The following is a 26,005-nucleotide window of genomic DNA, read 5'->3' as shown; positions in this document are numbered from 1 at the left end:
GAAGCTAATATAGTTAACACAAATTTAACAAGCAAAATCTGTTGATAAGCAATTGGTTACCGGAATTTCCAATTAATAAGAACCCTCTAATTTATCCCTTAAAAAACTGCAAAAGATTTAGTGTGGAGCTATCGTGTTTGCCAATTTCAGAATTTTCTATGTCGCCTAGAATATTTTTGGCCAACTGTTTCCCCAATTCCACGCCCCACTGATCATAACTGAAGATGTTCCATATTACCCCTTGCACAAAAATCTTATGCTCGTAGAGGGCGATCAATGAGCCTAAGCTCTTGGGAGTTAGTTTTTGTATCAAAATAGTGTTGGTGGGTTTGTTGCCTTCAAAAACTTTGTAGGGTAGCAACAATTTAAGTTGGTCTTCGGGCAGTCCTTGGGCTTGTAATTCTTTCTTCACCTCAACCTCGGTCTTACCATTCATAAGGGCTTCCGTCTGGGCAAAAAAATTGGCCATAAGTTTGTTGTGATGGTCTGCATCTCCATACAATGATTGTTTGAAGCCTATGAAATCTGTTGGGATAAGTTTGGTGCCTTGATGAATCAACTGGAAGAAAGCATGTTGCGAATTGGTACCTGGTTCTCCCCAAATAATGGTTCCGGTCTCATAGTCTACCTTGCTCCCCGCACGATCCATACTTTTGCCGTTGCTTTCCATGATTCCTTGTTGGAGATAAGCAGGAAAACGACTCAAATACTGGGTGTAAGGAATAATGGCCTCGGTCTCGGCACCAAAGAAGTTGTTGTACCAAACGCTCAAGAGGGCCAAGACAACTGGTATATTTTCAGAAAATGGGGCTTCTTTAAAATGCATGTCCATATCATGGGCCCCTGCCAAAAGCTCATCAAAGTTTTTATAGCCCACCGAAAGGGCAATGGACAACCCTACGGCACTCCATAAGGAAAATCTTCCCCCAACCCAGTCCCACATAGGAAATACATTCTCATCTGCAATACCAAATTCCTTGATTCTTTCAAGATTGGTAGATACGGCCACAAAATGTTGCGCAATATCTTTTTCCGAAGCTTTCTTTAAAAACCACTTTTTAATAGTAAGGGCATTGCTCAACGTTTCCTGTGTAGTGAATGTTTTGGATACGATTACGAAAAGTGTGGTCTCGGGATCGAGTTCCTTAAGTATTTCGTGCACATGGTCCCCATCTACATTACTTACAAAATGTGTTTTTAGATGATTTTTATAGAATTTTAGGGCTTCGGCGACCATAACCGGTCCCAAATCCGACCCACCAATGCCTATATTGACCACATCTGTAAATGCCTTACCGGTATATCCCTTTCTATTCCCTGAAATAACAGACTCGGAAAACGATTTCATCTTTTCCTTTACCTCATAAATTTCATCAACGATGTTTTCCCCGTCCACCAAGACCTTATCTCCTTTTTTAGCCCTTAGTGCAGTATGCAGCACCGCCCGTCCTTCAGTTTGGTTGATCAGATCTCCTTGAAAATATGCAGATATGGCTTCATTCAGCTTTACATCATCAGTCAAGTCCAATAAAAGGTCAAGCGTTTCCCCAGTAATTCGATTTTTGGAAAAGTCCACCAAAAAATCATTCCACAAAAGGGAAAACTTCTTGCCACGATCAGCATCTAGGGCAAAAAGTTCTCTGAGATGGGTATCCTTGTTCTCTTGATAGTGTGCTAATAGTTTTTTCCAGGATTGGGTTGTAGTTGGGTCGATTTTGGGAAATGCCATTACTGGTTGTATGATATTAAGGTTTCTTCAGGTTCTGGGTTAGGGTTTACAAATTCTATGCAATCCAATTGGTCCTTGATGGGCTCTATGTGTGCCATATATTGTGTTCGAAGCGAATCTGCAATAGGCTCGGCCGTAGGCAACTTCTCCCGCAAGGGATCCACTTGTCTACCATTCTTCCAAAAACGATAACATACGTGGGGGCCACCTGTATTGCCTGTCATTCCTACCCATCCAATTACATCGCCTTGGCGCACAAAGTCTCCTCTTTTCACCTTTTGACTTTTCATGTGAAGGTATTGGGTGCTATAAACACTATTGTGCTTGATCTTCACATATTTTCCGTTACCTCCCCTTCGGGTAGATTCGGTTACGGTACCATCTGCCGTGGCAATGATCGGAGTTCCAATAGGCGCTGCGTAATCGGTCCCCTTGTGTGGTCTTACCTTATAGCCGTAATAAGCAATCCTTCGTTTTAGATTATATCTGGAAGACAATCTATATCCGAATTTAATGGGGGCCCTTAAAAACGTACTTCTCAGGTTATTGGCCTCTTGATCGTAATAATCCAAGATGTTCTTCAATGAATCGGTCACATAAGGAAATGCATAAATGGTTCTCCCTTTATGCTCAAACAAGGCTGCTTTTATGGGGCCACGGCCTGCATAAATACTATCGTTAATGTATCGCTCGTCATAAATGACTTTAAACTTGTCTCCTTTTTCCAATCTAAAGAAGTCAATGGTCCATGCGTAAATTTCAGAAAGGTCTATGGTAACATTGTAGTCAACTCCCAAGTTATCCAAGGTTTCGGAAAGGTTGTTGGTGATGACACCCCCAACTTCACGCTCTCTCAATTTTACTTTTTTCTTGCTCTTGTATGCCGTTACACTATCCCTTAGATCCACTACGGTATAGTTTATTTTATCATTTTGATAGATAAAAATCTCTGCTACTTCTGAAGTGTCCTTGGATTTAAGAATGGTATAGGGTTTACCCACTTTAATTTTCCGTACATCGAAAGTATCCCTGAAATTTTCTGAAATAGTCGCAATTTTTGGATAGTCCACTTTGTTTCTGAGCATTAGCTCCCCAAAACTATCCCCTCTTCTTACTGTATCATGGACCACATTGAATTCCTCAAGATTGAATCCAAAATGTGTTACTGGCGGTTTCTCTATGGTTTCAACTTTCACCAATTCATCCACCAAAACCTTGTCCTGTTTACATGACACCAATATCGTTATCAATGCCAAAGTTGCCCCAAAAAATTTATGCATGCTTATGTTTCCTTGTATTCTTTGTTTGCGGGATTAAAAATGTGATCCACCCATTGTTTTCCCCACTCATCCAGCTCATTTTCTGAATACAAAGTTGGGAAAAATATTATTTTTTGAAAACTTGGTGGTAAAAACTGCTTCCAATTGGTGCCTCCAGTGGCATCCACTTCTTGGTTTTCCTTGGCCAAATATCGGTATGCTGAGCCCATATGCATCAGGGGCCAGTTAACATTGGCATTGATATCCAAATCTTTTAACGCCTTGATCAGGTCTTTATTCTTTCTGGAAGATTCGGGTAGTTGAAGGTATTTGTGGTAAATGGTACTCTCCTTTACTTGGTTGGCAATTCTGAGCAATCTTGGGGTATACCGTATCTCAAACTGTTTTAGGGTAAGTGTCTTTTCCCCTGTGGCTTTATCCGTTGCTCCTTTTTTCCAATAAATATGTTCAAAAAGCTCTTCTATTTTGTTTTGGGAAGAAAATGAATCCCGCTCGGTATGGTACACCAGATTTTCCAATGGGGTGGCATAAATCTCTATCATCCTGTACTGGGCCGACTGAAACCCGCTTGCAGGGAGCAATGCCATTCGATATCTTAGAAACTGTTCCCGCTCCATCCCCTTGATCATTATGCTAAAGGATGATATTAGAGCCTTGAAATAGTTGTTCATCCTATTGACCTTTTCTATGAAGTAACGAAGGTCTTGGGATTTATCTTCGGTTATTTGCTTTTGTTCATGAAGAATGAGTTTAAAGTAGAGTTCCGTGATCTGATGATACATGATAAAAATCTCCTCATCCGGGAAATGGGTTCGGGGCACCTGAATGCTCAAAAGCGTATCTAGGTGAATGTAATCCCAATAGGTAAGGTATCTTTGGTAAAGCAATCCATCCAAGTACGAACTTAGGTCTTGTCCCGAGTTTTTATACTTTTCCTCAAGTTTGTTTATTTGGGATTGAATTAGCGCATCATTCTTCATCAATGCTATTTCATTATTATTCTAAACTGATTTCTGAGTCCGTTGTACCCGTCCAAATCGGCTTTTAGTGAACCTACCGCCAAATCTGCCTTGATTCGGATGGGAATCTTGTTCAGGTCATTGGAAACCCAAAGGGTAAGACTTTCTTTTTCCTTAAAAACCCTTCCAGATTGAACCATCGGCCTAAATTTAAGACATTCCACTTTTCCAAACTTGGTTCGGAGGGTTTCTTTTCCCAAATATTTTAGCTTGAACTTGAAAACGCCGTCGTCATCGAACAACATATCCAAGTCAATGGATTGGCCTATCTCAAATTGGTCAAGACCATAAGTGTTCCTTAAAAAATAGGAAGCCGACAATAAATCTTGGATGCGATCATGCACAGGAATGTCCATTTGCGTGCCATTTTTATTGTCTTTTAGGACAGCCGTATCCTTTTCATAATTAAAATCAATTTCGATATCCTTGGTATATCCACCCTCATCAATTTTACGGATAAACCTATATGGCTTTCCATCATGTCTTCCAAAGTAACTTTCATAAGTGTCGTCTACCTTAAAAAATATGCTGGCAAATCCAGTGGTCTTCCCTTCGCCCACCACGTGGTATACTGGAACCCCGTCCAAATTTTTGGAACTCAGGTGCAATGTGGCATAACTGGCGTTGAGAAATCCGTAATGAATACGGAATTTTAGCCATTCACCCGCTTTGAATGCTGGCACTTTTTCTTGGGAAAAGCCCGACAGGCTACAGAGCAATAAAAATGTAATAAGTATCTTTTTCATAAGCAGTTAGTTCGCTATAAAATTACTAAAATCGTCATCGGGGCTAATATCTTTACAATTACTTAAACAAAACTTGTTCCAAAATAGTATGTACAAAAAAAGCCCAGTCTTAAAACTGGGCTTTTCCTAAATAACCAACCAAACTTTAAATTATGAAAAACCAATACTTAAAGTTATAAGGGAACCACCCCTTATTTGATGTAAAGATACATCAAGGTTTTGTAGGAAAATGAGTTTTTAACGGACTTTAACTATACTTGCACGATAATGGTGTCCTGACGCAGTTTTTTTTGCAAATTCTTAAGAAAAATGCAGGTTTTCATGCATCTTCCCTCATCAGAACCAATATCCCACACTAAAGAAAATACTGTCATTGTTTATCTCCGGTGTCCAAGAATAATAAACTTGAATAGGGCCTAAAAAAGACTCAAATCCATACCCTATTCCATATCCCGTAAAACTCGGTTCTGTAAACCAGTTTCCAGTTCTAAAAAGATCGTCTTCCACATTGGCAAAATTTGCGGAAAAAAGAAGGTGGTTTTTCGGTGCAAACCGGTAATCCAACCTTCCATATGCCTTTACAAAGCTATTCCCGATAACACTCAGGAAATCATACCCAAAAAAGGGAATGAAATTATTCACGAAATCATTTCCAAAGCCGCCCAGTACAAAATCAAAGGATGTAACTGCCGATGTTCCAAATTTCAGCCCTCCTTCTGCCTCAACATTAAAGCTCAGGTTATGGGCCAATGGGATTACGGTCCCCAATCTGGCCTTTCCCACAGAAAATTCCTCAAAATTATTGTTGAAATCAGAAGAGAGTATATAAAAATGGAAATCACTATCAAACAAAAGTCCTTTGGTTGGGAAGTACTTATCGTCATACGTATCCAAGGTTATTTTCCCGAATGTGCTGAAATAGTTCGAGTTTTCAAAAAAGGTCCTCTCCGAAGACTCCATCGAGTCATCGGGGGCATCTGGATCCAGCTGATTTAGGGTACGGGTACTGAAACGCAAAAAACGATGCTCCAAGCCCAATGTCCCGGCAAATTCTTCACGCAACACCGTTTGAAGATAGATTTGGTTGGTCAAATCTGTAACATCCAGACTAATTTCACGAATGTTCGAGGCATTGGGGACATCAAAATTTGAACGGATCAACGCAAAGTTGATATCCTCATCAAAATCGGTGAACTTGGAGTTGATCCCAAAACTCCAGTAATATCCTTTGTCCAAATAATATTGCATATTGTATCGGATATGATCTCCCAGAATAAAATCAAAGGATGCCACATCATCCCTCATCAAGAAATTCTTTTTGGTGAGATTGATCAGTGCCGCACTTTTGTAAAGGTCATCGTAATGGGCGGACAGTTTTAGAAACATCTTGGTAGGGTTTTCCTTCAACTTAAGGATTAGGTCCGTGCCGAGCCCATTGGAGACCAGTTCATATCGGATGGCCTTAAAGTTGCCGGTTGCCGAAAGGTTGTTTATGCCTTGTTTTAATTGGTCAAAAGCTATTTTCTCGGCCAGATTGAATCTGAGCTTCCCTTTGATATACCCTCTTGTGTACCTATCATTACCCCGTATGATCAATCTATTGATGATAAGACTGTCCATGGCATAAATCCTCTCCTTCTTTGGCTCGGGCGCATAATTTTGTTCAGAGGCCAAAGTTTGTAAAGCTTCTATTTTGGTCCTTGCCGCTGCTTCTCCACTGGCCACGATTTCCTTGCTCCGTCCAAAATCAATGACTGAAAACTCATCAATATCCGGTCTAATGTAGATATCCGTTTCCTCGGATTTCTTTTTCATATCATTTACCGTTCTATAATTGTTGATCTGGAGCAATATTTCAGTGGCGGACGACAAGGATTCCCGTGTGGATAGATTGTGCTGTACATCGACCCCAATGACCATATCTGCCCCAAGGGCCTTTATTTTATCAATCGGATAGTTGTTCACCACGCCACCATCTATCAAAATATCCCCATCTATTTCCGAAGGTTCAAACAAGGAGGGAAAAGTTCCGCTTGCCATAATGGCCTCAGGAAGATAACCATGATCCAGTAATACCTCTTCGCCGGTCTCCACATTGGTGCCAATACACAAAAAGGGAATGGGCAATTTGCTAAAGTCCTGCACATCCTTTACGTGAAAAAGTAATCGCACCAATTCATTATAAATGTTTTGGCCACCGGAAATTGCTTGCGGAAAGGTTACATTGAAATTGGTGAACGGAAGACCTAGGGCATATCTTTCCGAGTCTTCTTTTTCATAGAAGGTCTTGGCCCCTCTGGGCACATTGTCCTGAATGAGCTTGGTAAAATCCGTTACCCTAAAAATGGAGTCCAATTCTTTGGCCGAATACCCCGATGCATACAATGCCCCCACTATGGCCCCCATACTTGTTCCTCCTATATAATCTACCTTGACTCCTGCTTCCTCTATCACCTTAAGGGCTCCAATATGGGCCAGTCCCTTTGCACCTCCCCCACTAAGCACGAGACCAACTTTGGGAGGAGCTTCACTATCTGCGGTCTGGGCCCAACCCAAAACCCCGATCAAAACAAACGCCATTGTAACTGCTATGTGTCTCATTTCCTTTTTCACTGGTGAAAGGATTTATATATTTTCTGTGCCTTTGCCTCTCCAACAGATTCTGCCAAACTTTCTATAGACGCCTCCTTAATTCGTTTTACCGATTTGAAGCTTTTCAACAATTGCTCTGTCGTTTTTTTGCCGATGCCCTCTATGTTCTCCAGTTCGGAACCAATGGCGCCTTTGCTCCTTTTGTTCCTATGATGGGTAATTCCAAATCTGTGGGCCTCATTCCTCAGTTGTTGTATGATCTTTAAAGTTTCAGACCGTTTATCCAAATACAGGGGTACGGGATCCTCTGGAAAATAAATTTCTTCCAACCGTTTGGCTATGCCAATGATTGCAATCTTCCCCCTAAGGTCCAAAGCATCCAAACTTTTTAGGGCCGATGACAATTGTCCCTTACCTCCATCAATAACAATGAGCTGTGGAAGCGGTTCTTCTTCATTGAGTAATCGCTTATATCTTCTATATACCACTTCCTCCATGCTGGCAAAGTCATCCGGACCTTCAACCGTTTTAATGTTGAAATGCCTATAATCTTTTTTGGATGGTTTTCCATCCTTAAAGACAACACAAGCTGCAACAGGGTTGCTTCCTTGAATGTTGGAATTATCAAAACACTCAATATGCACCGGCTCAACGGTTAACCGCAAATCGGATTTCATCTGGGCCATGATTCGTTTGGTATGCCGATCGGGGTCGGTAATCTTGATCTGCTTTAGCTTGTCTTGCCTAAAAAACCGTGCATTGCGTTCCGAAAGTTCCAAAATCCTCCGTTTATCTCCCAACTTGGGTAAAGTAACCTTAAGGTTTTCTTCCACACTTACTGGAAATGGGAGATATATTTCTTTTGAGGTTGATTTAAATCGTTGGCGGATCTCGGTAATGGCCAATTGCAGCAGTTCCTCATCGGTCTCGTCCAATTTCTTTTTGATTTCCAAGGTGTGCGATCGAATTATGGAACCATGGGAAAGTTGTAGGAAATTAACGTAGGCATAGGTCTCATCGGAAATGATGGAGAACACATCCACATTGTTGATCTTGGGATTGACCACTGTTGATTTGGCTTGGTAATTTTCCAAGATGTCTATTTTGTCCTTGACCCTTTGCGCTTTTTCAAACTCCATTTTCTCTGCAAAATCTTTCATCTGCTGCTTGAAGGACTGGAGTGAACTTTTAAAATTTCCTTTTATAATGTGCCTTATATCCTCTATCTGTCCATGATATTCCTCTTCTGTTTGGAGGCCTTCGCATGGGCCCAAGCAATTTCCCAGATGATATTCCAGGCATACCTTGTATTTTCCGGCATCGACTTTATCGGCAGACAAATCATAATTACAAGTTCGTAAAGGATAAAGGCCTTTGATCATGTCAAGCAGGGTGCGTACCGTCTTCATACTGGTGTAGGGACCATAATATTCAGAGCCATCCTTGATCAATTTACGGGTTGGGAACACTCTGGGAAAACGTTCGTTCTTAATACAGATCCATGGATAAGATTTATCGTCCTTGAGCAGCACATTGTATCTGGGGAGCAATTTTTTGATCAGATTGTTCTCCAAAAGCAGGGCATCTGATTCTGTAGCCACCACAATATGTTTTATAGAGTGTATTTTTTTTACAAGGACACGGGTTTTCCCATATTCTTGTTTCTTGTTAAAATATGAAGACACCCTTTTTTTCAAATCCTTGGCCTTTCCCACATACAGGATTTTTCCTTCCTTATCATAAAATTGGTACACTCCCGGGTTATTGGGCAGTACACTTATTTGTACATTGATGGATGGGTTGGACATAGAATATTACAAAATTGGCCCTACAGCGGTACTGCTAACAAAGTTAAATGTAAATTATTGGGATTTTTGTTAAACTTGATACTTTCCCGTTCTGCATTGATCGTTGGCTCCTTTCAACCAACGGACTCCAATTACAAAGAATTTGGGCCGATTTGATTTGAATGGTATAAAACTGTGGATTTCCCTTAAAAAAACAATGGAAAACCTGCAATACGCAAGTTAAGGGTCCTTTAAAAATGTTAAACTGTTGCAAAAAAAGGTGCATTTCATCGATAAAAGATGCATTTCATGGTGAACTTATCAATTCTTTTACCTACATTTAACGGTATAAATACAATCCTATGGAAAACTATGTGATCGTTTTGGGAATGTACTTGATTTTGATGCTTTTCTTCAAAATCTTCTTCTCGGTTTCCACCAGAGGAGAATAGAAATGTATGCCCCAAAACACTACCCCAAATTTCAGCACTAGATGTTGAAACATGAACTAAGAAAAAAATACAAAAATCTAAGGGCCGAGCTTGATGCCTCCTCTACCTCGGATTTAAGTATACTCCTTACAAATCATGTACTTCAAATCCCAATTTGGGATTTTTTTTATTTCCATATTTTTCTGACCATAGAGGAACACATGGAAGTAGACACATTGCCTTTAATCACCTTGCTTCAAGGTAAAGACAAAAACGTAGTGGTTCCTAAAGTAGTTGGCGACCACTCCTTGGAGAACTATTTATTGACCGACAGTACCCGATTCAAGAAAAATAAGTGGCATATTCCCGAACCCGTAGACGGTATTTTAATTCCCGAAGGTAAAATAGATGTAGTCTTTTTGCCCCTTTTGGCCTTTGATTGCAACGGTAACCGTGTGGGGTACGGTAAAGGATTCTATGACACTTTACTAAGTAAATGCAGAACAGAAACCGTTAAAATTGGGCTTTCTTTTTTTGAGGTGGAAGAATCCATGATTACGGACACCCACCAAAGCGATGTGAAGCTGGATTACTGCGTTACCCCAAAGAAGGTATACAAATTTTAATCCGCTGCTTCTTCCTGTTTTGGAAATGCCTTTTTATTGAAGACAATTAAAATTCCGACCCCTGTACTTATCGCCGTATCCGCAATGTTGAAAACCGGCTCAAAAAAACGGAATCTATTGCCTCCAATGGACGGAACCCAATCGGGCCATGTCGTATCTATCATGGGGAAGTAGAGCATATCCACCACCTTGCCGTGTAGTAAACTCCCGTAAGGCTCATCAGTAAACAATGTGGCCACCTGTCCGCTACTATGGTCAAATAGTATCCCATAGAAAACGGAGTCGATAATATTGCCCAAAGCTCCAGCAAAAATCAACGACACCGCCAAGATAAGGGTCCTTGGTGATTTCTTTTTGGTGATATCCCACAGCCAATAACCAATTCCAAAAACGGCAAAAATTCGGAAAACAGTCAGTATCAACTTTCCAACAGGTTCAGAAATAGGTAAAAGATCACTCAACTTGGTACCCCATGCCGCTCCTTCATTTTCAATAAAAAGTATTTTGAACCACCCTAACACATCCACTGATTCTCCCAAGACAAAACTGGTCTTGATATAGATTTTGCTTATCTGATCCACAAGCAGGATCAAAACAATGATGAACAAGGATTTTTTTAAACTCATATCTTTTAACGAAGTTGCAAAAATATAGATATTATTTTGTTTTCCTAAGATGGATGTTCCCCTCGATACTCTTCAACACATATTGGTTGTTCCCTTTAGGAATTGGGTTACGTTCCACATTGCCATAAGAGCTCTCCGCCAATATATGTCCATCGCTGGTCGTTAACCAAATATCCCCACTTTGCGTGGTCACCTCCACTTTTTCTGAGACATTCTCAAGAACGCATCGGCCTTCAGAAAGCTTAATGTTCAAGTTTTTGTAATTCCCTTCAACCTGCACTTCGCTTTTAGTTCCAAAAACGGACACATTTTTATAGTACGGGACTGTAATCTGCAATGCAACGGAAATTACTTTGTGTGCACTTAATTTATCATTGGGGTTGGTAAAATTTGGTTGAAAATCGGCACTAATTCGTAGGGTTGATCCTTCTTCTTCAATGGAAACCAACAAGTCTTTGGCATATTCCCCCTCTATGCTGGCAGCAACACTGATTTCGTTCGCGGTGGTAGTACTTAGTTTAATGGTATAACAATTTTGGGCGTCAATTTGAACAAACTCCGTTCTAGGACCAACAAAGGCTTTCTTTACCAATTTCTGTCCTTGAAGCTGCGCAAGGAAAAAGAAGCCCAACAAAAATACCGTTGCCCTCATAAACAAAAAACGCCCTAAGGCGTTTATTATTTCTGCATGTTCTTCGCCTCTATGCTCAACGTGGCATGCGGAACAAGTTTCAACCTTTCCTTATTGATGAGTTTTCCTGTAACCCTGCAAATTCCATACGTCTTGTTCTCAATTCGTAAAAGAGCACTCTTAAGGTCCCGGATAAATTTTTCCTGACGAATGGCAAGTTGGGTATTGGCCTCCTTGCTCATGGTCTCCGAACCTTCTTCAAATGCTTTGAAGGTGGGCGAAGTATCGTCCGTTCCGTTGTTGCCATCGTTCATATAAGAACTCTTCAAAAGTTCCAAATGGCTTTTAGCCTTTTCTATTTTTTCTTCTATCAAGGCCCTGAATTCTTCAAGGTCCTTATCCGAGTATCGTACTTTAAGTTCTTCGGCCATGTTCTAATGCTTTTGAATAAACAATTTTGTATTCACTTCATCAAAGGCAATTGCAATGCCTTCATCTAGTTTTTCTTCAAAATTCAGTTCTGCCGTCAAGGTTTCCGTTTTTATGTAATCCTCGTTACTGGAAACCGCATTTTCCACAAAACCGTCCTTCAGTATTTTAATGTCAATCTTATCTGTCACTTCAAATCCAGATTCTTTTCGGATGTTTTGGATTCTGTTGACCAATTCCCTTGCAATTCCCTCTTTTCTAAGGGCCTCGTCTATGGTAATATCCAAGGCTACAGTAAGCGGTCCGGAACTTGCCACCAACCAACCTTCAATATCTTGTGAGGTTATTTCTACATCTGTCAACTGTAAATTAACGCTTTTATTATCCAATTCAAGCAATAATTCGCCTTCACTTTCCATTTTCTGGATATCCTCTTGACCCAGTTGGCCCACTGCTGTAGCAATGGCCTTCATATCCTTACCAAATTTAGGCCCTAAAACCTTAAAATTAGGTTTTATTTGTTTTACAAGGATACCTGAAGCATCATCGAGCAGTTCTATCTCTTTGACGTTCACCTCGGATTTGATCAAGGTTGAAACCGCCTCTATATCTTCCTTTTGGGTGCTGTCCAAAATAGGAATCATTATTTTTTGAAGCGGTTGGCGAACCTTTATCTTTTCCTTCTGTCTAATGGAAAGCACCAATGAGGATACTTTCTGTGCCAATTGCATCTTACGCTCCAATTTTTTGTTCACCATGGTGGAATCAAATACCGGAAACTCTGCCAAATGCACGCTTTCAAAATTTTCTTTTGATGAGGCCTTGTTTAAATCCTTGTACAACTGTTCCATAAAAAATGGAGCTACTGGAGCCGATAGTTTGGACACTGTGTTCAAACAAGTGTATAAGGTCTGATAGGCTGAGATCTTATCTTGTTGATAATCTCCCTTCCAAAACCGCCTTCTGCTTAAACGCACATACCAATTGCTCAAGTTTTCCTGTACAAAGTCCGAAATCATCCGGGTTGCCCTAGTCGCCTCATAATCAGCATAGGCCTCATCCACACCTTTGATCAAGGTATGCAGTTCGGACAAGATCCACTGATCTATTTCAGGTCTTTCCTTCAAAGGAACATCTGCTTCGGTATACGTGAACTCATCAATATTGGCGTAAAGCGCCATAAAGGAATAGGTGTTGTAAAGCGTTCCGAAGAACTTTCGCTTCACCTCAACAATTCCATCAATATCAAATTTTAGATTATCCCACGGGTTGGCATTGGAAATCATGTACCAGCGCGTAGCATCAGGGCCATGTTCCGGTAACACTTCAAAGGGATCCACGGCATTGCCCAAACGTTTGGACATTTTCTTGCCCTCCTTGTCCAGAACCAATCCGTTGGAAACCACATTCTTGTAGGAGACTGTATCAAAAACCATTGTGGCAATGGCATGCAGGGTATAGAACCATCCACGGGTCTGATCTACGCCTTCTGCAATAAAATTGGCCGGGAACGCCACGCCATCATCAATCAATTCCTTGTTTTCAAAAGGGTAGTGCCATTGGGCATAGGGCATGGAACCACTATCAAACCAAACATCGATAAGGTCCGATTCCCGTTTCATGGGTTGCCCTGACGGAGACACCAAGGTTATCCCGTCCACAATGTTTTTATGCAGGTCGATCTTGTCATAGTTGGCCTCACTCATATCGCCCACAACAAAATCAGCAAAAACATCTTTGCCCAGCACCCCAGCTTCAACGGCTTTGGCCATTTCGGCCTTGAGCTCTTCTACAGAGCCTATGATGAGTTCTTCCTTGCCATCCTCGGTTCTCCAGATCGGCAACGGAATGCCCCAATATCTAGAGCGGGACAAGTTCCAGTCGTTGGCATTGGCCAACCAATTACCAAAACGTCCTTCGCCGGTTGCCTTTGGCTTCCAGTTGATGGTCTGGTTCAACTCGAACATGCGATCCTTAACATCGGTGACCTTGATAAACCAAGAATTCAAAGGATAATATAAAATAGGCTTATCGGTACGCCAGCAGTTGGGGTAACTGTGAACGTATTTTTCCACCTTGAAGGCTTTGTTCTCTTCCTTTAGTTTGATAGCAATCTCAACATCAACCGATTTATCCGGAGCCTCACCATCTTCGTAATATTCATTTTTTACGTACTTGCCGCCCAACTCCTTCATCTCAGGTCTGAACCTTCCTTGTAGATCCACCAAGGGAACGGGATTGTTATTTTCATCCAAGACGAGCATGGGAGGTACTTCCGGTTCCGCCTGTTTGGCTACCAAGGCATCATCCGCACCAAAGGTGGGCGCGGTGTGCACAATTCCTGTACCGTCTTCCGTGGTCACAAAATCGCCAGAAATTACACGGAATGCATTTTCAGGATTTTGGTAAGGAAGTGCATACGGCAATAGTTGTTCGTATTGGATACCGACCAAATCCTTGCCCACAAAGCTTTCTCCAATCCAATAAGGAATCTTTTTGTCGCCTTCGTTGAATTCGACCAATTCCGCTTCAGTTTCCACTAGGGTGAACTTCCCGGCAAATTGTTTTCCCACCAAACCTTTGGCCAACACAACGGTTATGGGTTCAAAGGTATACTGGTTGAATGTCTTTACGGTAACATATTCAATTTTTGGGCCAACAGTGAGTGCCGTATTGGAAGGTAGTGTCCAAGGTGTGGTCGTCCATGCCAAAAAATACAAATCGCCCTCGATTCCTTTCAGAAAATCGGGAAGTGTTTCTTTCTTCGCTTTAAACTGGGCCGTAACTGTGGTATCCGTCACATCTTGGTAGGTCCCTGGTTGGTTGAGTTCATGGGAACTCAATCCGGTACCCGCCTTTGGTGAATAGGGCTGAATGGTGTAGCCTTTGTACAACAGTCCCTTGTCATAGATTTGCTTCAACAACCACCAAACGGACTCCATATATTTGGGCTTGTAGGTGATGTAGGGGTCATCCATATCTACCCAATACCCAATTTTCTCGGTCATCTCGTTCCAGACATCCGTATAACGCATTACCGCCTTTTTACAAGCAGCATTATATTCTTCAACTGAGATTTTCTTTCCAATGTCTTCCTTGGTAATCCCAAGTTCTTTTTCCACCCCAATCTCAATGGGTAGGCCATGGGTGTCCCAACCGGCTTTACGCTTTACCTGAAAACCTTTCATGGTCTTGTACCGAGGGAAAATATCCTTAATGGTACGGGCCATTACGTGGTGAATGCCCGGCATACCGTTTGCGGAAGGCGGCCCTTCATAAAACACATAACTTTCCTTGCCCTCCCTTGTGGAAACACTTTTTTCAAAAATCTGGTTCTTCTTCCAAAAGTCCAGAACTTCTTCCGATACCTTTGGTAAATCCAATCCCTTATATTCCGCAAACTTCATATCTACTGCTACTTCTTCTAGAATTCCAAGTTTGCAAAATTATAAATTTAGATGGAATTACACCTCCTGAAAAGGCATTAGTATTCACTTAATATCCTTAACCTAAATATGATATAATCAAAATCTTCCATTTATCTTAAATTATATATCTTAACAGGATTAACACTAAACCATGTAAACATGAAAAAAGTTTTTATTACTGTTATGGCCCTGTCCTTATCCATGTCTGTGCTGACGTCCTGTAAGGAGGCATCTGACAAAGCAAAAGAAGCTTCCGAGGAAGCTACTGAAGCCCTTGAGGATGCTGGTGAAAGCCTTGAGGATGCCGCAAAAGATGCGGGCGATGCCATCAAAGAAGCCGGAAAAGAAGCACAAGAAATGGGTGAAAAAGCTTTGGATAGCCTTAAAAAAGCTGGAGAGGAAGCCATGGACAAGACTAAAGAAGCGGCCAAAAAAGCCATTGATAGTGTGAAAATCTAGTCAAGAGCGATACATATGGAAAAAGGCACGGAATTCCGTGCCTTTTTTATTTTAGAAAACATACCCCAAGCCCAAAATAAGATTGGTCCCCGGGGCCACAATACCCGAAGAGTATGTACGGTATCGCTGGTTCGTCATGTTTTCCAGTCCCAAGGTTGCCTTTATAGCATTGGATATCTGGTATTGGGATTTAAAGTTTAGCGTGTACCATGAGGGAGCGTATGGGTTCCCATTGGCATCACTGGCATAAATATAGGTCTTACCCTGCTCAGAAATTGCCAAATCTTCATTGCTGATTTCTCCATTATAATTTACAAAGACATCGGCTTTAAGTTTTTGATTTTGCCAAATTAAATGCACATCTCCAAAAGTGGGTGCCGCATGTCGGGCCGGGCTATCAGTACCATCGTCGTCCTCTTCTGTTCCTTCGGTTAGGGTAAGGTTGGATATCAGGGACCAATGGTCATCCAAATAAGCTTCAACACCAAATTCAAAACCATACACATAAGCCTTTGCGGCATTTTGGATAGCCTGTACATTACTCGGTTCCCCATTGTATTCAATTTCTGTTTGCCCATTGAAGGTAAAATCCCTTCGGACCAAAGCATCTACCAAATAGGTATAAAAAGCGGCACCTTTCAAGACCAGTTTATCCTGAAAATTTTTCCGGATGCCTATCTCCCCATTATAGGCATATTCGGGTTCCAAATCGGGGTTAGGCACCACCACGGAGCCCGGTTCGGAGTCAAATATCTTTCCAATATCATCAATGTTCGGGGCCCTAAACCCTGTTGAGCCATTTAGGGTCACCTGCAAATCCGCTTTGGGAAACCAACTGACCCCCAAGCTTCCGGTCAGTGCCCCCGTTATCAAATCGGCCTGATCAAAAGGAAAGGGATAAAAGGTCTTCTCAAATACCGCATCTACCCAAACCTGACTGTATCGAATGCCTGACAATATGGTAAAATTGGGTTTTAGATCATACTCTCCGTTGATGTACCCTGCCAAGGTTTGCCATGTGGCCCCATCTGGATATCGGGAGGCCGTCCGGTCAACAACATTGGTCTCGATATTCCTCTGACTCCCTGTGGAATTTACCTTGTTGAACACATATTCCCCTCCATAATATAGGTGCAGTTTGCCCAATTTTTTATTCTCAAAATCCAAATTCATCGAAAGGGCATCCACTTTCTCCTTGGTTGAAAACAACTCTACATCACCAAAACCTCTGTCGTGCCTGCTCTCTTCAAAAAATTGGTAGGCGGTGGTGAGCTTTACTCCGTCGTAAAACTTATTGTTCCCCTTTTTGGTGACCTGAAAATTTCCCATGAACCATTTCTGTGGCCCGTAATACCATTCCGCGGAGCGTAGCCCCAGTCCATCTCCGGCAGGACGAATCAACCTATCGTAACGCGAATAATCCGAAGTTTCCGAATAGTATAGTCCCAAGTCGTAGTTCCAACTATTGCTGGGCTTATAGGTGAATTTTTGCAATATGTTGATTTGATCATATCCTGATACAATCTGTTTCTTGGGGTCGTCATTTGCCACCAAAACGTCCGTATTATTGCGACGCACCACATAGTTGTTCCGCAGATACGAATCTGGGCCATGCTTACCCATTTTCAGATCATCAAAATCATTGTAGGTAATGCTCGTGTAGGACGCCCAATTTTGCTGTCCCAAATTAAAGTCCACATGAGTTGTACTTTCATTATTGGCGGAAGCAAATCTATACTGGGCACTTCCAGAAAATACCAAACTATCCGTATATGAAAAATGAGGGTTCTGGGTATAGAAGTTCATTACTCCCCCCATTGCGTCACTCCCATAAATAACGGATCCCGGGCCAAAAATAACTTCGGTCTTTTTTATCGTAAATGGGTCAATGGAAATCACATTTTGTAGGTTGCCTCCCCTAAAAATGGCATTGTTCATGCGAACCCCATCCACTGAAAGCAGCAATCTATTGGTTGCAAAACCTCTAATCATGGGGCTACCTCCGCCTAATTGACTTTTCTGTACAAATACTTTTCCGCTGTTCTGCAGCAAGTCTGCCGAAGTCTGCGGACTGGTGAATGCTATGCTGCGTGCATCCAGAGTTTCAATTTTTTGCGGTATCTTCTTCTTTTGTTGTTCCCATTTCGAGACTGAAAGAATCACTTCCTGCAATTCTTCTGATTTAAGATGCAGATATATCCGGTTTCCCTTTTTTTCTATCTGCGACTTGGTAATTGTATATGTCTCGTAACTAATATGCTGGAACGTAATTTTCTCTGTCATCGAAAAAAACCTCAAATCGCATTTTCCATTGGAATCGGTTACCGTAGTCTTGGTCCTGTCTTTATTAAAAACGGCAATATTGTCTATAGGTGTTCCTGAATCAGCATCCCATACAGTAACATCTTGGGCGAAAAGTATAACGGAAAACAATAAAAAAAATAGGATCAGGGTTGGTTTGTGCATATTATTGAAACACGGCATTTAATACGGCAAGAGACCTTGGTTCCCTAAATCCATGCACATGCAAACGAAAATAGAGCACCATATTTTTTAAGAGTTCCCGCCTGTTAAACTTAGTTAGTTGTATTCCCTGTAGTGCATCAAAATTCGTGCCTAAAAATTTCTTAAAATCAATTAGTATTTCATTCTGAATCAACGGATTAACAGATGGTGTTATACAGAAACTCCCTTCCAAAAGATCAAAATACGGTTCGTTTCTATACGATGTGTCTGGGTAAAAGCCTAAATATTTAGTAAGGTTGATTAAAAACAGAATGTGGAAATTGGGGGAAAGCGGATGTTCATCAAGCCAATGAAGACTGTATTCCAAATAATTGAAAAGAGCTTGGTCTTTTTCCTGTTCCTGAATACTGTTTCCCAACATTTCAGCTAGAAAAAGTACCACACTATTCTTCAAAATATCCGTGTGTAAAGTTTTATAGGGCACGGCCACCTTTACCTCCCTGATGCTTTCCAGGGTTCCCTTGTTCTTATGGTAAGCCACCATTTCCAAAGGCATCAACGGCTGAAAATAGGCTGGCTTCAGTTTTCCTTTTTTGGAGGACAACACCCCTTTCAACAAATAGGATTTTAGTCCATCGGATTCGGTAAACGCCCGTACAATAAGACTGGTATCCCCATATTTTAGGGATGAAAGAACTATGGCCTTGGTGGTCACTTGCATGGGCTATAAAAAAGAGGCAGTTACCGAAAGTATAAAAATAAGTACTCACTCCGGTAACTGCCAACCAAAAACTATAGTCGATTGTACAGACTATATCACACCTTGGGCCAACATGGCGTCTGCCACTTTTACAAAACCAGCAATATTGGCGCCTTTTACATAATTACAATACCCATTTTCCTCTTTTCCATATTCTATACAGGCATTGTGGATATCTTCCATGATTCCCTTGAGCCTCTCATCAACTTCCTCACGGGTCCAGCTGATGCGCAAAGAGTTTTGTGACATTTCCAATCCTGAAGTGGCCACACCTCCTGCATTGGAAGCCTTTCCTGGAGCAAATAAAATCTGCGCATCATGGAATGCATGGATGGCTTCGGGTGTAGAAGGCATATTAGCTCCTTCTGCCACGGCAATACATCCATTTTTGATAAGCGCTACCGCATCATCCCCATCCAGCTCGTTTTGGGTGGCACACGGAAGGGCCACATCACATTTTACTTTCCATGGGGTTTCTCCTTTATGGAACTCCGCTGATGGGTATTTGTCCACATATTCGGAAATTCGACCTCTCTTGTTGTTTTTCAAATCCATGACAAAGGCCAACTTTTCATTATCAATACCGTCCTTGTCATAAATAAATCCGCCTGAGTCGGAAAGGGTAAGCACCTTACCACCCAATTGCAATACTTTCTCAGCTGCAAATTGCGCCACATTTCCTGAACCTGAGATTACCACATCCTTGCCTTCAAAAGATTCATTACGGGTTTTGAGCATGCTATCGGCAAAATACACGGTACCATATCCGGTAGCCTCGGGACGGATGAGGGAACCTCCCCAAGAACGTCCTTTTCCGGTAAGCACACCGGTAAACTCGTTACGTATCTTTTTATACATTCCAAAAAGGAACCCTATCTCACGAGATCCCACTCCAATATCACCGGCGGGAACATCTGTATTGGGACCAATGTGTCTACAAAGTTCGGTCATGAATGCGTGGCAAAAACGCATGACCTCATCATCTGACTTTCCTTTGGGGTCAAAATCCGAGCCTCCTTTTCCACCCCCCATGGGTAAAGTGGTCAAACTGTTCTTGAACACCTGCTCAAAAGCCAAGAACTTCAATACACTGGCATTAACGGTGGGGTGAAAACGCAGCCCTCCTTTATAAGGTCCAATGGCAGAATTCATCTGGATTCGGTATCCACGGTTCACATGGATTTCTCCCTCATCATCCACCCAAGCTACACGAAAAGAAATCAATCGCTCTGGCTCTACCATCCGCAATAGAATGTTCTTTCCATTATAAATATCATGTTTGGCAATGTAGGGAATTACCGTTTCGGCAACTTCTTGAACCGCTTGGATAAATTCAGGCTCATGACCATTTCTGGCAATGACCTCATCCATAAATGCTTTAATTTTTGCTTCCATATAACGGATTAAAATTTGTTGTCCCTTAGAATCGTCTTAGGGTTGTATTTTATTGATTTTGTAATTTGAAGGCAAAATTATTGTTTTTCAATAATTTGAAATACGTTTTTTTAAAAATTTTTCAATTATTGATCAATCGATGGCCTGCTCCAAGTCGGCTATAAGGTCGTTCACATCCTCTATACCCACACTCAAACGGACCAAGGCATCCACCACCCCACTTTTCTCCCGTTCCTCTTTCGGAATACTGGCGTGGGTCATACTGGCCGGGTGTCCAGCTAAACTTTCTACACCTCCCAGCGATTCGGCCAAGGTGAAGACTTCAAGTTTTTCCACAATTTGAATCGCATCAGCATAGCTGGCTCCCTTGGGAACAAATGAGATCATTCCGCCAAAATCATCCATTTGGGCCTTGGCCACCCCGTGGTTGGGATGGGTCTCAAATCCAGGCCAATATACCTTTTCAATCTTGGGGTGGTTGGCCAAATATTCCGCAATGGCCTTCCCGTTCTCGCAATGCCGTTGCATACGTACATGCAATGTTTTTATCCCACGAAGCGTCAGGAAACTGTCCATGGGACCACATACTGCCCCGCTCGCATTTTGGATGAAGTATAGCTTATCCGCCAATTCCTTGTCCTTGACTACCAAGGCTCCGACCACCACATCGCTATGGCCTCCCAGATATTTGGTGGCGGAATGCATCACAATATCCGCACCCAAATCCAACGGGCGCTGTAGGTAAGGAGTGGCAAAAGTATTGTCCACGGCCAATAGCAGTCCGTGTTTTTTGGCCAATGCCGATACTTCTTTTATATCAATAATGTTCATCATGGGATTGGTAGGGGTCTCCACCCAGACCAACTTGGTCTTGTCATTGATGTGCTCCTCAATGGCACCTGCCCCCTGCATCCCCACAAAATGAAAAGTGATTCCATATTTTTCAAAAATTTGTTTGAAAAGCCTATAGCTTCCGCCATACAGATCATTGGTGGATACCACTTCATCCCCTGGGGAAAGCAGCTTAATCACCGCATCGATGGCCGAAAGACCACTGGCAAAGGCCAGACCGTAGTTCCCATTTTCTATACTGGCCAAGGAATTTTCCAAAGCGGTCCGGGTGGGGTTGGCACTTCGGGAATACTCAAAACCCTTATGCCCCCCGGGAGTGGTCTGGGCATAGGTGGAGGTTTGATAAATAGGTGGCATTACAGCCCCATAGGCCTTATCGGGAAACTGTCCCCCGTGAATGGTCTTGCTATTGAATCGTAAATCTTTCTTGCTCATTTTGTTAATATCTATACACAAATGTATCGTTATCTTTTGGAGTAGTCAATGAAGTCTTATTTTTGACAAAGCATAACACCCCTTTTATGAAGAAGACCCCATACCTGATATTCCTACTTATTATAGCCTTTGGTTGCGAAAATGGAAGCAACCTTACTTTTGAACCCATGGAACTACAGGGCGAAAACTGCAAGGATTGCCCCAATATTGAAATCAATGTTCCCAAGGCTCTGGATGATACGGCTGTGGCCAAAACCATAAATCGATCCTTGGAAGAGGAAATGATTTCCCTGCTCTCTTTTGGTGATGGAGAGGAGGAGATTACCGGAATCCAATCGGCCATGACTTCCTTTACGGATAGCTTCAAGGAGCTGAACGAGCGGTTTCCCGATGAAACCCCAAGCTGGGAGGCCAAAATCAATGGAACCATTGTGTACGAAGATCCCCAAATGATCACCATACAGGTTGAATCGTATACCTATACCGGGGGAGCACATGGTTACGGCTCAACATCTTATCTGAATTTTGACAAACAGAGTGGTGCTGAGCTCGAAAACTGGGAACTTTTTGAAGATTTGGAAGGATTTGAAAAGTTTGCAGAGACCAAGTTTAGGATACAAGAGGATATCCCACAAGATGAAAATATCAATGCCACAGGGTTTATGTTCGATGGTGATGTCTTCCACTTATCAAACAACATGGGATACACCAAGGATGGTCTTCAACTGATCTACAACCAATATGAAGTGGCCTCCTATGCCGACGGCCCCATTGTATTGGTGTTGCCATACAACGAGATCAATCTCTATCTCAAACAAAAAGTGAAGTCCTAGGAATTTCTTTCCAATACCTTTTTCAATGCCGTGATGGTACCCAAATGGATTCCTTCATGAAGCAAATCATAGGCGATGGCATCTTCCACCGAATTGAGTTCAATCTTGAGTGATGTCGCATAGGGTTTAAACGAATCAAAAACACCCGCTTTGTAATCTTCCGCAGTCTTTTTGGGCAGTGAGAACATCAATTCGGAAACCAATTCGATTTCAGCATCGCTTGGAACACCATTAGGTTTGGTGCCCTTCCTATATTTTTCCACCAAGTCTTGGGGAGCCACCAACGGTTGGCCACTGAGGCCATAGATCAACAGCTGCTCGGAAACGACAATATGGGCAATGTTCCACCAAATGTTATTGTTGAAACCTTTAGGTATTTCGAACAATTTTTCCTTTGGGGTGTTCTGCAAATGGTTGTGAAGTATACTTCTGTTCTTTAAAATTAGGTCGAATAGCTTTTCCATTCCCGAATTTAGTTATAATTAGAGTAAACATATCTATTTTTTTAGATATGTAGATGTTTTATTTATATTTGCTGTATGGATGTGATTGAAATCAGCAAGGTTTTATCCAATAAAACTAGGGTTAATATTTTGAAATGGCTGAAAAATCCCGAGGTAAATTTTCCGCCCCACCAAGATATCGACCATTTTGATGATGGGGTATGCGTAGGGTACATTCAAGACAAGACAGGATTGTCACAATCCACCGTTTCAACCTATTTGAACAGCATGCAAAATGCCGATTTGGTCATCCCTACCCGTCATGGAAAATGGACCTATTACAAAAGGAACGAAGCGGTGATCCAGACCTATATTGAAGCCTTGAAAAATGAATTGTAATTTTTTTGGAATACATATTGAGATTTAGCGAAATGTAAATATTATGGAAAACTGCATCAACTACAATTGCTGTCCAGAAACTCGTGTTTCAGTTGGTCTATCACAAATAATTGTCAAAAGAATCCGGAAATGGTTTACCTCTATTCGAGTGGAAGGAGCCGAGGATATGTCAAAAATTAAATAACAGATACATGAAAACTATTGGAATGATCGGGGGAATGAGCTGGGAATCCTCAAAAATGTACTATCAATTCGTAAATGAAATCGTTCGTGAAAAGTTGGGAGGCTCGCACTCTGCCAAAACCATACTTTCTTCGGTGGATTTTGAGGAAATTGAACGGTATTCCTTTTCGGACGACTGGGACAAAATTGGTAATATCATGGCCCTTCATGCCAAAAAATTGGAAACTGCCGGGTCCGATATCGTGCTACTTTGCACCAATACCATCCATTTGGTGAGCCATGCCATTACCCAAGGCATTGACGTGCCCTTTTTGCATATTGCTGATGCTACGGGAGAGGCCATCCGCGAGAAAGGAATGAAAAAAGTGGCGCTATTGGGCACAAAATTCACCATGGAAAAGGATTTTTACACCAAAAAGTTACGGGAAGATTACGGTCTTGAGGTTTTGATTCCCAATGAAGCGGATAGGGAACTTCTACAATCCATGATCTACAATGAGCTGGTCAAAGGAATTTTTACCGATGCCTCCAAGGCCATTTGTCTGGACATTATCAAAAAAATGGAATCACAGGATGCCGAAGGTGCCATTTTGGGTTGTACCGAATTACCTATACTTGTACCGGAGGCCGAAGCTTCCATACCCACATTCGATACCGCCAAGATCCATGTCCAAAAAGCCATTGAATTTGCATTGGCTTAATATCGGTTTAATCAAAAATCGGTTCCTTTGTACCCATAGAGACCTATAGCATGAAAAAAATTTACCATTTGGGCAGCTGCTCAACCTGTATACGTATTTTAAAGGAATTGGAACCTTTGGAGGACGTACAGCTCCAAGAAATAAAATCAGAGCCCATGACCCCTGAGCAAGTGAAGGAAATGGCGGCCTTATCGGGAAGTTATGAGTCCCTTTTCAGCAAAAGGGCCATGCTCTACCGTGAAAAGGGCTTGCATGAAAAGGAGCTTTCCGAAGACGATTACAAAAATCTCATCCTTGAACATTATACCTTTTTAAAAAGACCTGTTGTCCTAGTTGATGGACAAATCTTTGTTGGTAACTCCAAGAAAGTGGTCCAGGCCGCAAAAGAGGCCCTGCATTAATGAGTAAAAGAACATTGGCCATTTTAGCCGCCCTTGGGGCAACTGCCATCTATGGCATTAACCACACCTTGGCAAAAGGGGTGATGCCCACCCACGTAAAACCCTTCGGGTTTATTATGTTGCGTGTTGGTGGAGCGGCCATCCTGTTTTGGGCCATCTCCTTTTTTGGTCCCAAGGAGAAAATTGAAAAAAAAGATTGGGGACGACTCTTGATCTGTGCCATTTGTGGAATGTCCGTGAACATGCTCTCCTTTTTTAAGGGGCTTCAACTCTCCACACCTATCAACAGTGCCGTATTGATTACGATCACACCAATTATTGTGGTGGTGCTTTCATCGTTCTTTTTGAAGGAAAAAATTACCCTCAATAAAAGTTTGGGTATTCTCATGGGTTTTATCGGTGCCGTCGGATTGATTCTTTTCGGTGCCGAAATACGTCAGGATGCGCCAAACATTCCTCTTGGGAATTTTCTTTTTATCGTCAATGCCACATTTTATGGAACGTATCTTATCGTGGTAAAGACCCTTATTGAAAAATACCATCCCTTTACCTTGATGAAGTGGCTCTTTTCTTTGGCCTTGATCATCAATATTCCCATTACTTTACCAGAATTTTTGGAAATTGGATGGTCTTCCATGCCCCTTTGGGCCTATGGTTCCATAGCATTTGTGGTGGTAGGCACCACTTTCCTTACCTATCTGTTCAATGTATTTGCATTGACTCAGCTCAAGGCATCCACCGTTGGGGCCTTCATTTATGTGCAGCCCCTGATTGGGATATTGTTTGCTTTAACGCTGGGAAAAGATCATTTGTCATTGATAAAAATCCTCGCCACGGCATTGGTATTGGCAGGGGTGTATCTGGCCAGCATGCGGCCTAAGCCAAGTCCATAGGTTTTTGAACAAATTTACGGGTGTCTTCTTTGGTCAAGGTCTTGAACCCTTCGGATTTTTCCATTTCGTTGAATGCATCCAAGAAATGTTGGGGCAACCCTATCAATCTTCGTTCTTTAAGATCTATCCATGCGCCCATCATCTGGCATCGGGCAAAGTTTCTTCCCTTGCTGTCATAAAAATCGTGATGGAACTCAAAGAACATACCATCTTCGCTCATCCCTTCAAATCCCAATGAGACCTTTACAGGTTTTCCAGCAAATACTTCCTTGAAATAGTACATGTGCTCGTAAAAGACCACAGGGCCAATATTGTGCTCGGCCATCCCTTTTTGGTCAAATCCCAATTGGCCCAAGTAGGCCATCCGGGTATGGCTCATAAAATTAATGTAAGCCGAATTGGCCAAATGGCGATTGGCATCCAAATCGCTCCATCTAATATCAAATTCCTTAAAAAACATA

The 26,005-nt window shown here is 41.9% G+C and carries 23 protein-coding genes; 7 read left to right on the top strand and 16 right to left on the bottom strand.

Annotated elements, in window-relative coordinates; genetic code table 11:
* Window positions 1-91: 91 nt before the first annotated feature.
* From pgi to uvrC, 6 genes are all read right to left on the bottom strand, one after another.
* Window positions 92-1,729 (bottom strand): glucose-6-phosphate isomerase, encoded by a 1,638-nt coding sequence (gene pgi, locus EZV76_RS03855; RefSeq protein ID WP_136565250.1) that lies wholly within the window; start codon window positions 1,727-1,729, stop codon window positions 92-94.
* Window positions 1,729-3,009, bottom strand: a complete 1,281-nt coding sequence (locus EZV76_RS03850; RefSeq protein WP_136565249.1) for a peptidoglycan DD-metalloendopeptidase family protein — start codon at window positions 3,007-3,009, stop codon at window positions 1,729-1,731. The genes pgi and EZV76_RS03850 overlap by 1 nt, the downstream gene beginning before the upstream one ends.
* 2 nt (window positions 3,010-3,011) lie before the next feature.
* Window positions 3,012-3,989: a tryptophan 2,3-dioxygenase family protein gene (locus EZV76_RS03845; RefSeq protein ID WP_136565248.1), complete on the bottom strand. Its 978-nt coding sequence runs from the start codon at window positions 3,987-3,989 to the stop codon at window positions 3,012-3,014.
* Window positions 3,990-3,994: 5 nt separating this feature from the next.
* Window positions 3,995-4,774, bottom strand: coding sequence for a DUF3108 domain-containing protein (locus EZV76_RS03840; RefSeq protein ID WP_136565247.1), 780 nt, complete (start codon window positions 4,772-4,774; stop codon window positions 3,995-3,997).
* A 336-nt stretch (window positions 4,775-5,110) separates the two neighbouring features.
* On the bottom strand, window positions 5,111-7,375 hold the full coding sequence (locus EZV76_RS03835) for a patatin-like phospholipase family protein (protein WP_136565551.1): 2,265 nt from the start codon (window positions 7,373-7,375) through the stop codon (window positions 5,111-5,113).
* Window positions 7,376-7,383: 8 nt separating this feature from the next.
* Window positions 7,384-9,174 carry an excinuclease ABC subunit UvrC gene (gene uvrC / locus EZV76_RS03830; RefSeq protein ID WP_136565246.1) on the bottom strand — a complete coding sequence of 597 codons (1,791 nt, stop codon included), beginning with the start codon at window positions 9,172-9,174 and terminating at the stop codon, window positions 7,384-7,386.
* Between the two features lie 472 nt (window positions 9,175-9,646).
* Here uvrC and EZV76_RS03825 point away from each other — a divergent pair, with 472 nt between their 5' ends.
* Window positions 9,647-10,210 (top strand): 5-formyltetrahydrofolate cyclo-ligase, encoded by a 564-nt coding sequence (locus EZV76_RS03825; RefSeq protein WP_136565245.1) that lies wholly within the window; start codon window positions 9,647-9,649, stop codon window positions 10,208-10,210.
* Here EZV76_RS03825 and EZV76_RS03820 read toward each other — a convergent pair.
* Genes EZV76_RS03820 through ileS form a run of 4 tightly spaced genes read right to left on the bottom strand, consistent with a single transcriptional unit; the run spans window position 10,207 to window position 15,303 of the window.
* Window positions 10,207-10,836, bottom strand: a complete 630-nt coding sequence (locus EZV76_RS03820; RefSeq protein WP_136565244.1) for a lipoprotein signal peptidase — start codon at window positions 10,834-10,836, stop codon at window positions 10,207-10,209. The genes EZV76_RS03825 and EZV76_RS03820 overlap by 4 nt on opposite strands.
* Window positions 10,837-10,867: 31 nt before the next feature.
* Window positions 10,868-11,488 (bottom strand): DUF4097 family beta strand repeat-containing protein, encoded by a 621-nt coding sequence (locus EZV76_RS03815; protein WP_136565243.1) that lies wholly within the window; start codon window positions 11,486-11,488, stop codon window positions 10,868-10,870.
* 26 nt (window positions 11,489-11,514) lie between these two features.
* A complete protein-coding gene (locus EZV76_RS03810) occupies window positions 11,515-11,898 on the bottom strand; it encodes a TraR/DksA family transcriptional regulator (protein ID WP_136565242.1) in 384 nt (127 codons plus the stop codon).
* Between the two features lie 3 nt (window positions 11,899-11,901).
* On the bottom strand, window positions 11,902-15,303 hold the full coding sequence (gene ileS, locus EZV76_RS03805; protein WP_136565241.1) for an isoleucine--tRNA ligase: 3,402 nt from the start codon (window positions 15,301-15,303) through the stop codon (window positions 11,902-11,904).
* A gap of 180 nt (window positions 15,304-15,483) precedes the next feature.
* Here ileS and EZV76_RS03800 point away from each other — a divergent pair, with 180 nt between their 5' ends.
* On the top strand, window positions 15,484-15,783 hold the full coding sequence (locus EZV76_RS03800) for a hypothetical protein (RefSeq protein ID WP_136565240.1): 300 nt from the start codon (window positions 15,484-15,486) through the stop codon (window positions 15,781-15,783).
* A gap of 51 nt (window positions 15,784-15,834) precedes the next feature.
* On the opposite strand, the gene EZV76_RS03795 is transcribed toward EZV76_RS03800, so the two are convergent.
* From EZV76_RS03795 to EZV76_RS03780, 4 genes are all read right to left on the bottom strand, one after another.
* Window positions 15,835-18,249: a TonB-dependent receptor gene (locus tag EZV76_RS03795; RefSeq protein ID WP_236640850.1), complete on the bottom strand. Its 2,415-nt coding sequence runs from the start codon at window positions 18,247-18,249 to the stop codon at window positions 15,835-15,837.
* A gap of 1 nt (window position 18,250) precedes the next feature.
* Window positions 18,251-18,970 (bottom strand): DNA repair protein RecO, encoded by a 720-nt coding sequence (recO, locus tag EZV76_RS03790; protein WP_136565238.1) that lies wholly within the window; start codon window positions 18,968-18,970, stop codon window positions 18,251-18,253.
* Window positions 18,971-19,060: 90 nt separating this feature from the next.
* Window positions 19,061-20,404, bottom strand: a complete 1,344-nt coding sequence (gdhA, locus tag EZV76_RS03785) for an NADP-specific glutamate dehydrogenase (protein ID WP_136565237.1) — start codon at window positions 20,402-20,404, stop codon at window positions 19,061-19,063.
* A 132-nt stretch (window positions 20,405-20,536) separates the two neighbouring features.
* Window positions 20,537-21,691 carry a cystathionine gamma-synthase gene (locus tag EZV76_RS03780; protein WP_136565236.1) on the bottom strand — a complete coding sequence of 385 codons (1,155 nt, stop codon included), beginning with the start codon at window positions 21,689-21,691 and terminating at the stop codon, window positions 20,537-20,539.
* Between the two features lie 86 nt (window positions 21,692-21,777).
* On the opposite strand from EZV76_RS03780, the gene EZV76_RS03775 reads away from it, so the two are divergent.
* Window positions 21,778-22,524, top strand: a complete 747-nt coding sequence (locus EZV76_RS03775; protein WP_136565235.1) for a DUF3298 and DUF4163 domain-containing protein — start codon at window positions 21,778-21,780, stop codon at window positions 22,522-22,524.
* On the opposite strand, the gene EZV76_RS03770 is transcribed toward EZV76_RS03775, so the two are convergent.
* Complete coding sequence (locus EZV76_RS03770) at window positions 22,521-22,988, bottom strand: DinB family protein (protein WP_136565234.1); 468 nt, start codon at window positions 22,986-22,988, stop codon at window positions 22,521-22,523. The genes EZV76_RS03775 and EZV76_RS03770 overlap by 4 nt on opposite strands.
* 129 nt (window positions 22,989-23,117) lie before the next feature.
* Here EZV76_RS03770 and EZV76_RS03765 point away from each other — a divergent pair, with 129 nt between their 5' ends.
* From EZV76_RS03765 to EZV76_RS03750, 4 genes are all read left to right on the top strand, one after another.
* Window positions 23,118-23,366 carry an ArsR/SmtB family transcription factor gene (locus EZV76_RS03765; RefSeq protein WP_335341230.1) on the top strand — a complete coding sequence of 83 codons (249 nt, stop codon included), beginning with the start codon at window positions 23,118-23,120 and terminating at the stop codon, window positions 23,364-23,366.
* Window positions 23,367-23,557: 191 nt separating this feature from the next.
* Window positions 23,558-24,250, top strand: a complete 693-nt coding sequence (locus EZV76_RS03760; protein ID WP_136565232.1) for an aspartate/glutamate racemase family protein — start codon at window positions 23,558-23,560, stop codon at window positions 24,248-24,250.
* Window positions 24,251-24,300: 50 nt separating this feature from the next.
* Window positions 24,301-24,651, top strand: coding sequence for an arsenate reductase family protein (locus EZV76_RS03755; RefSeq protein WP_136565231.1), 351 nt, complete (start codon window positions 24,301-24,303; stop codon window positions 24,649-24,651).
* Window positions 24,651-25,544: a DMT family transporter gene (locus EZV76_RS03750; RefSeq protein WP_136565230.1), complete on the top strand. Its 894-nt coding sequence runs from the start codon at window positions 24,651-24,653 to the stop codon at window positions 25,542-25,544. Before EZV76_RS03755 ends, EZV76_RS03750 begins: the two co-directional genes overlap by 1 nt.
* On the opposite strand, the gene EZV76_RS03745 is transcribed toward EZV76_RS03750, so the two are convergent.
* Window positions 25,528-26,004 (bottom strand): acyl-CoA thioesterase, encoded by a 477-nt coding sequence (locus EZV76_RS03745; protein ID WP_136565229.1) that lies wholly within the window; start codon window positions 26,002-26,004, stop codon window positions 25,528-25,530. The two genes, EZV76_RS03750 and EZV76_RS03745, sit on opposite strands and share 17 nt — an antisense overlap.
* Window position 26,005 lies beyond the last annotated feature (1 nt).

This window comes from Flagellimonas alvinocaridis, from assembly GCF_004916895.1.
GTDB lineage: Bacteria > Bacteroidota > Bacteroidia > Flavobacteriales > Flavobacteriaceae > Flagellimonas > Flagellimonas alvinocaridis.
Note: the sequence above shows the minus strand (reverse complement) of the source record. Positions and strands in the feature narration are given on the sequence as shown.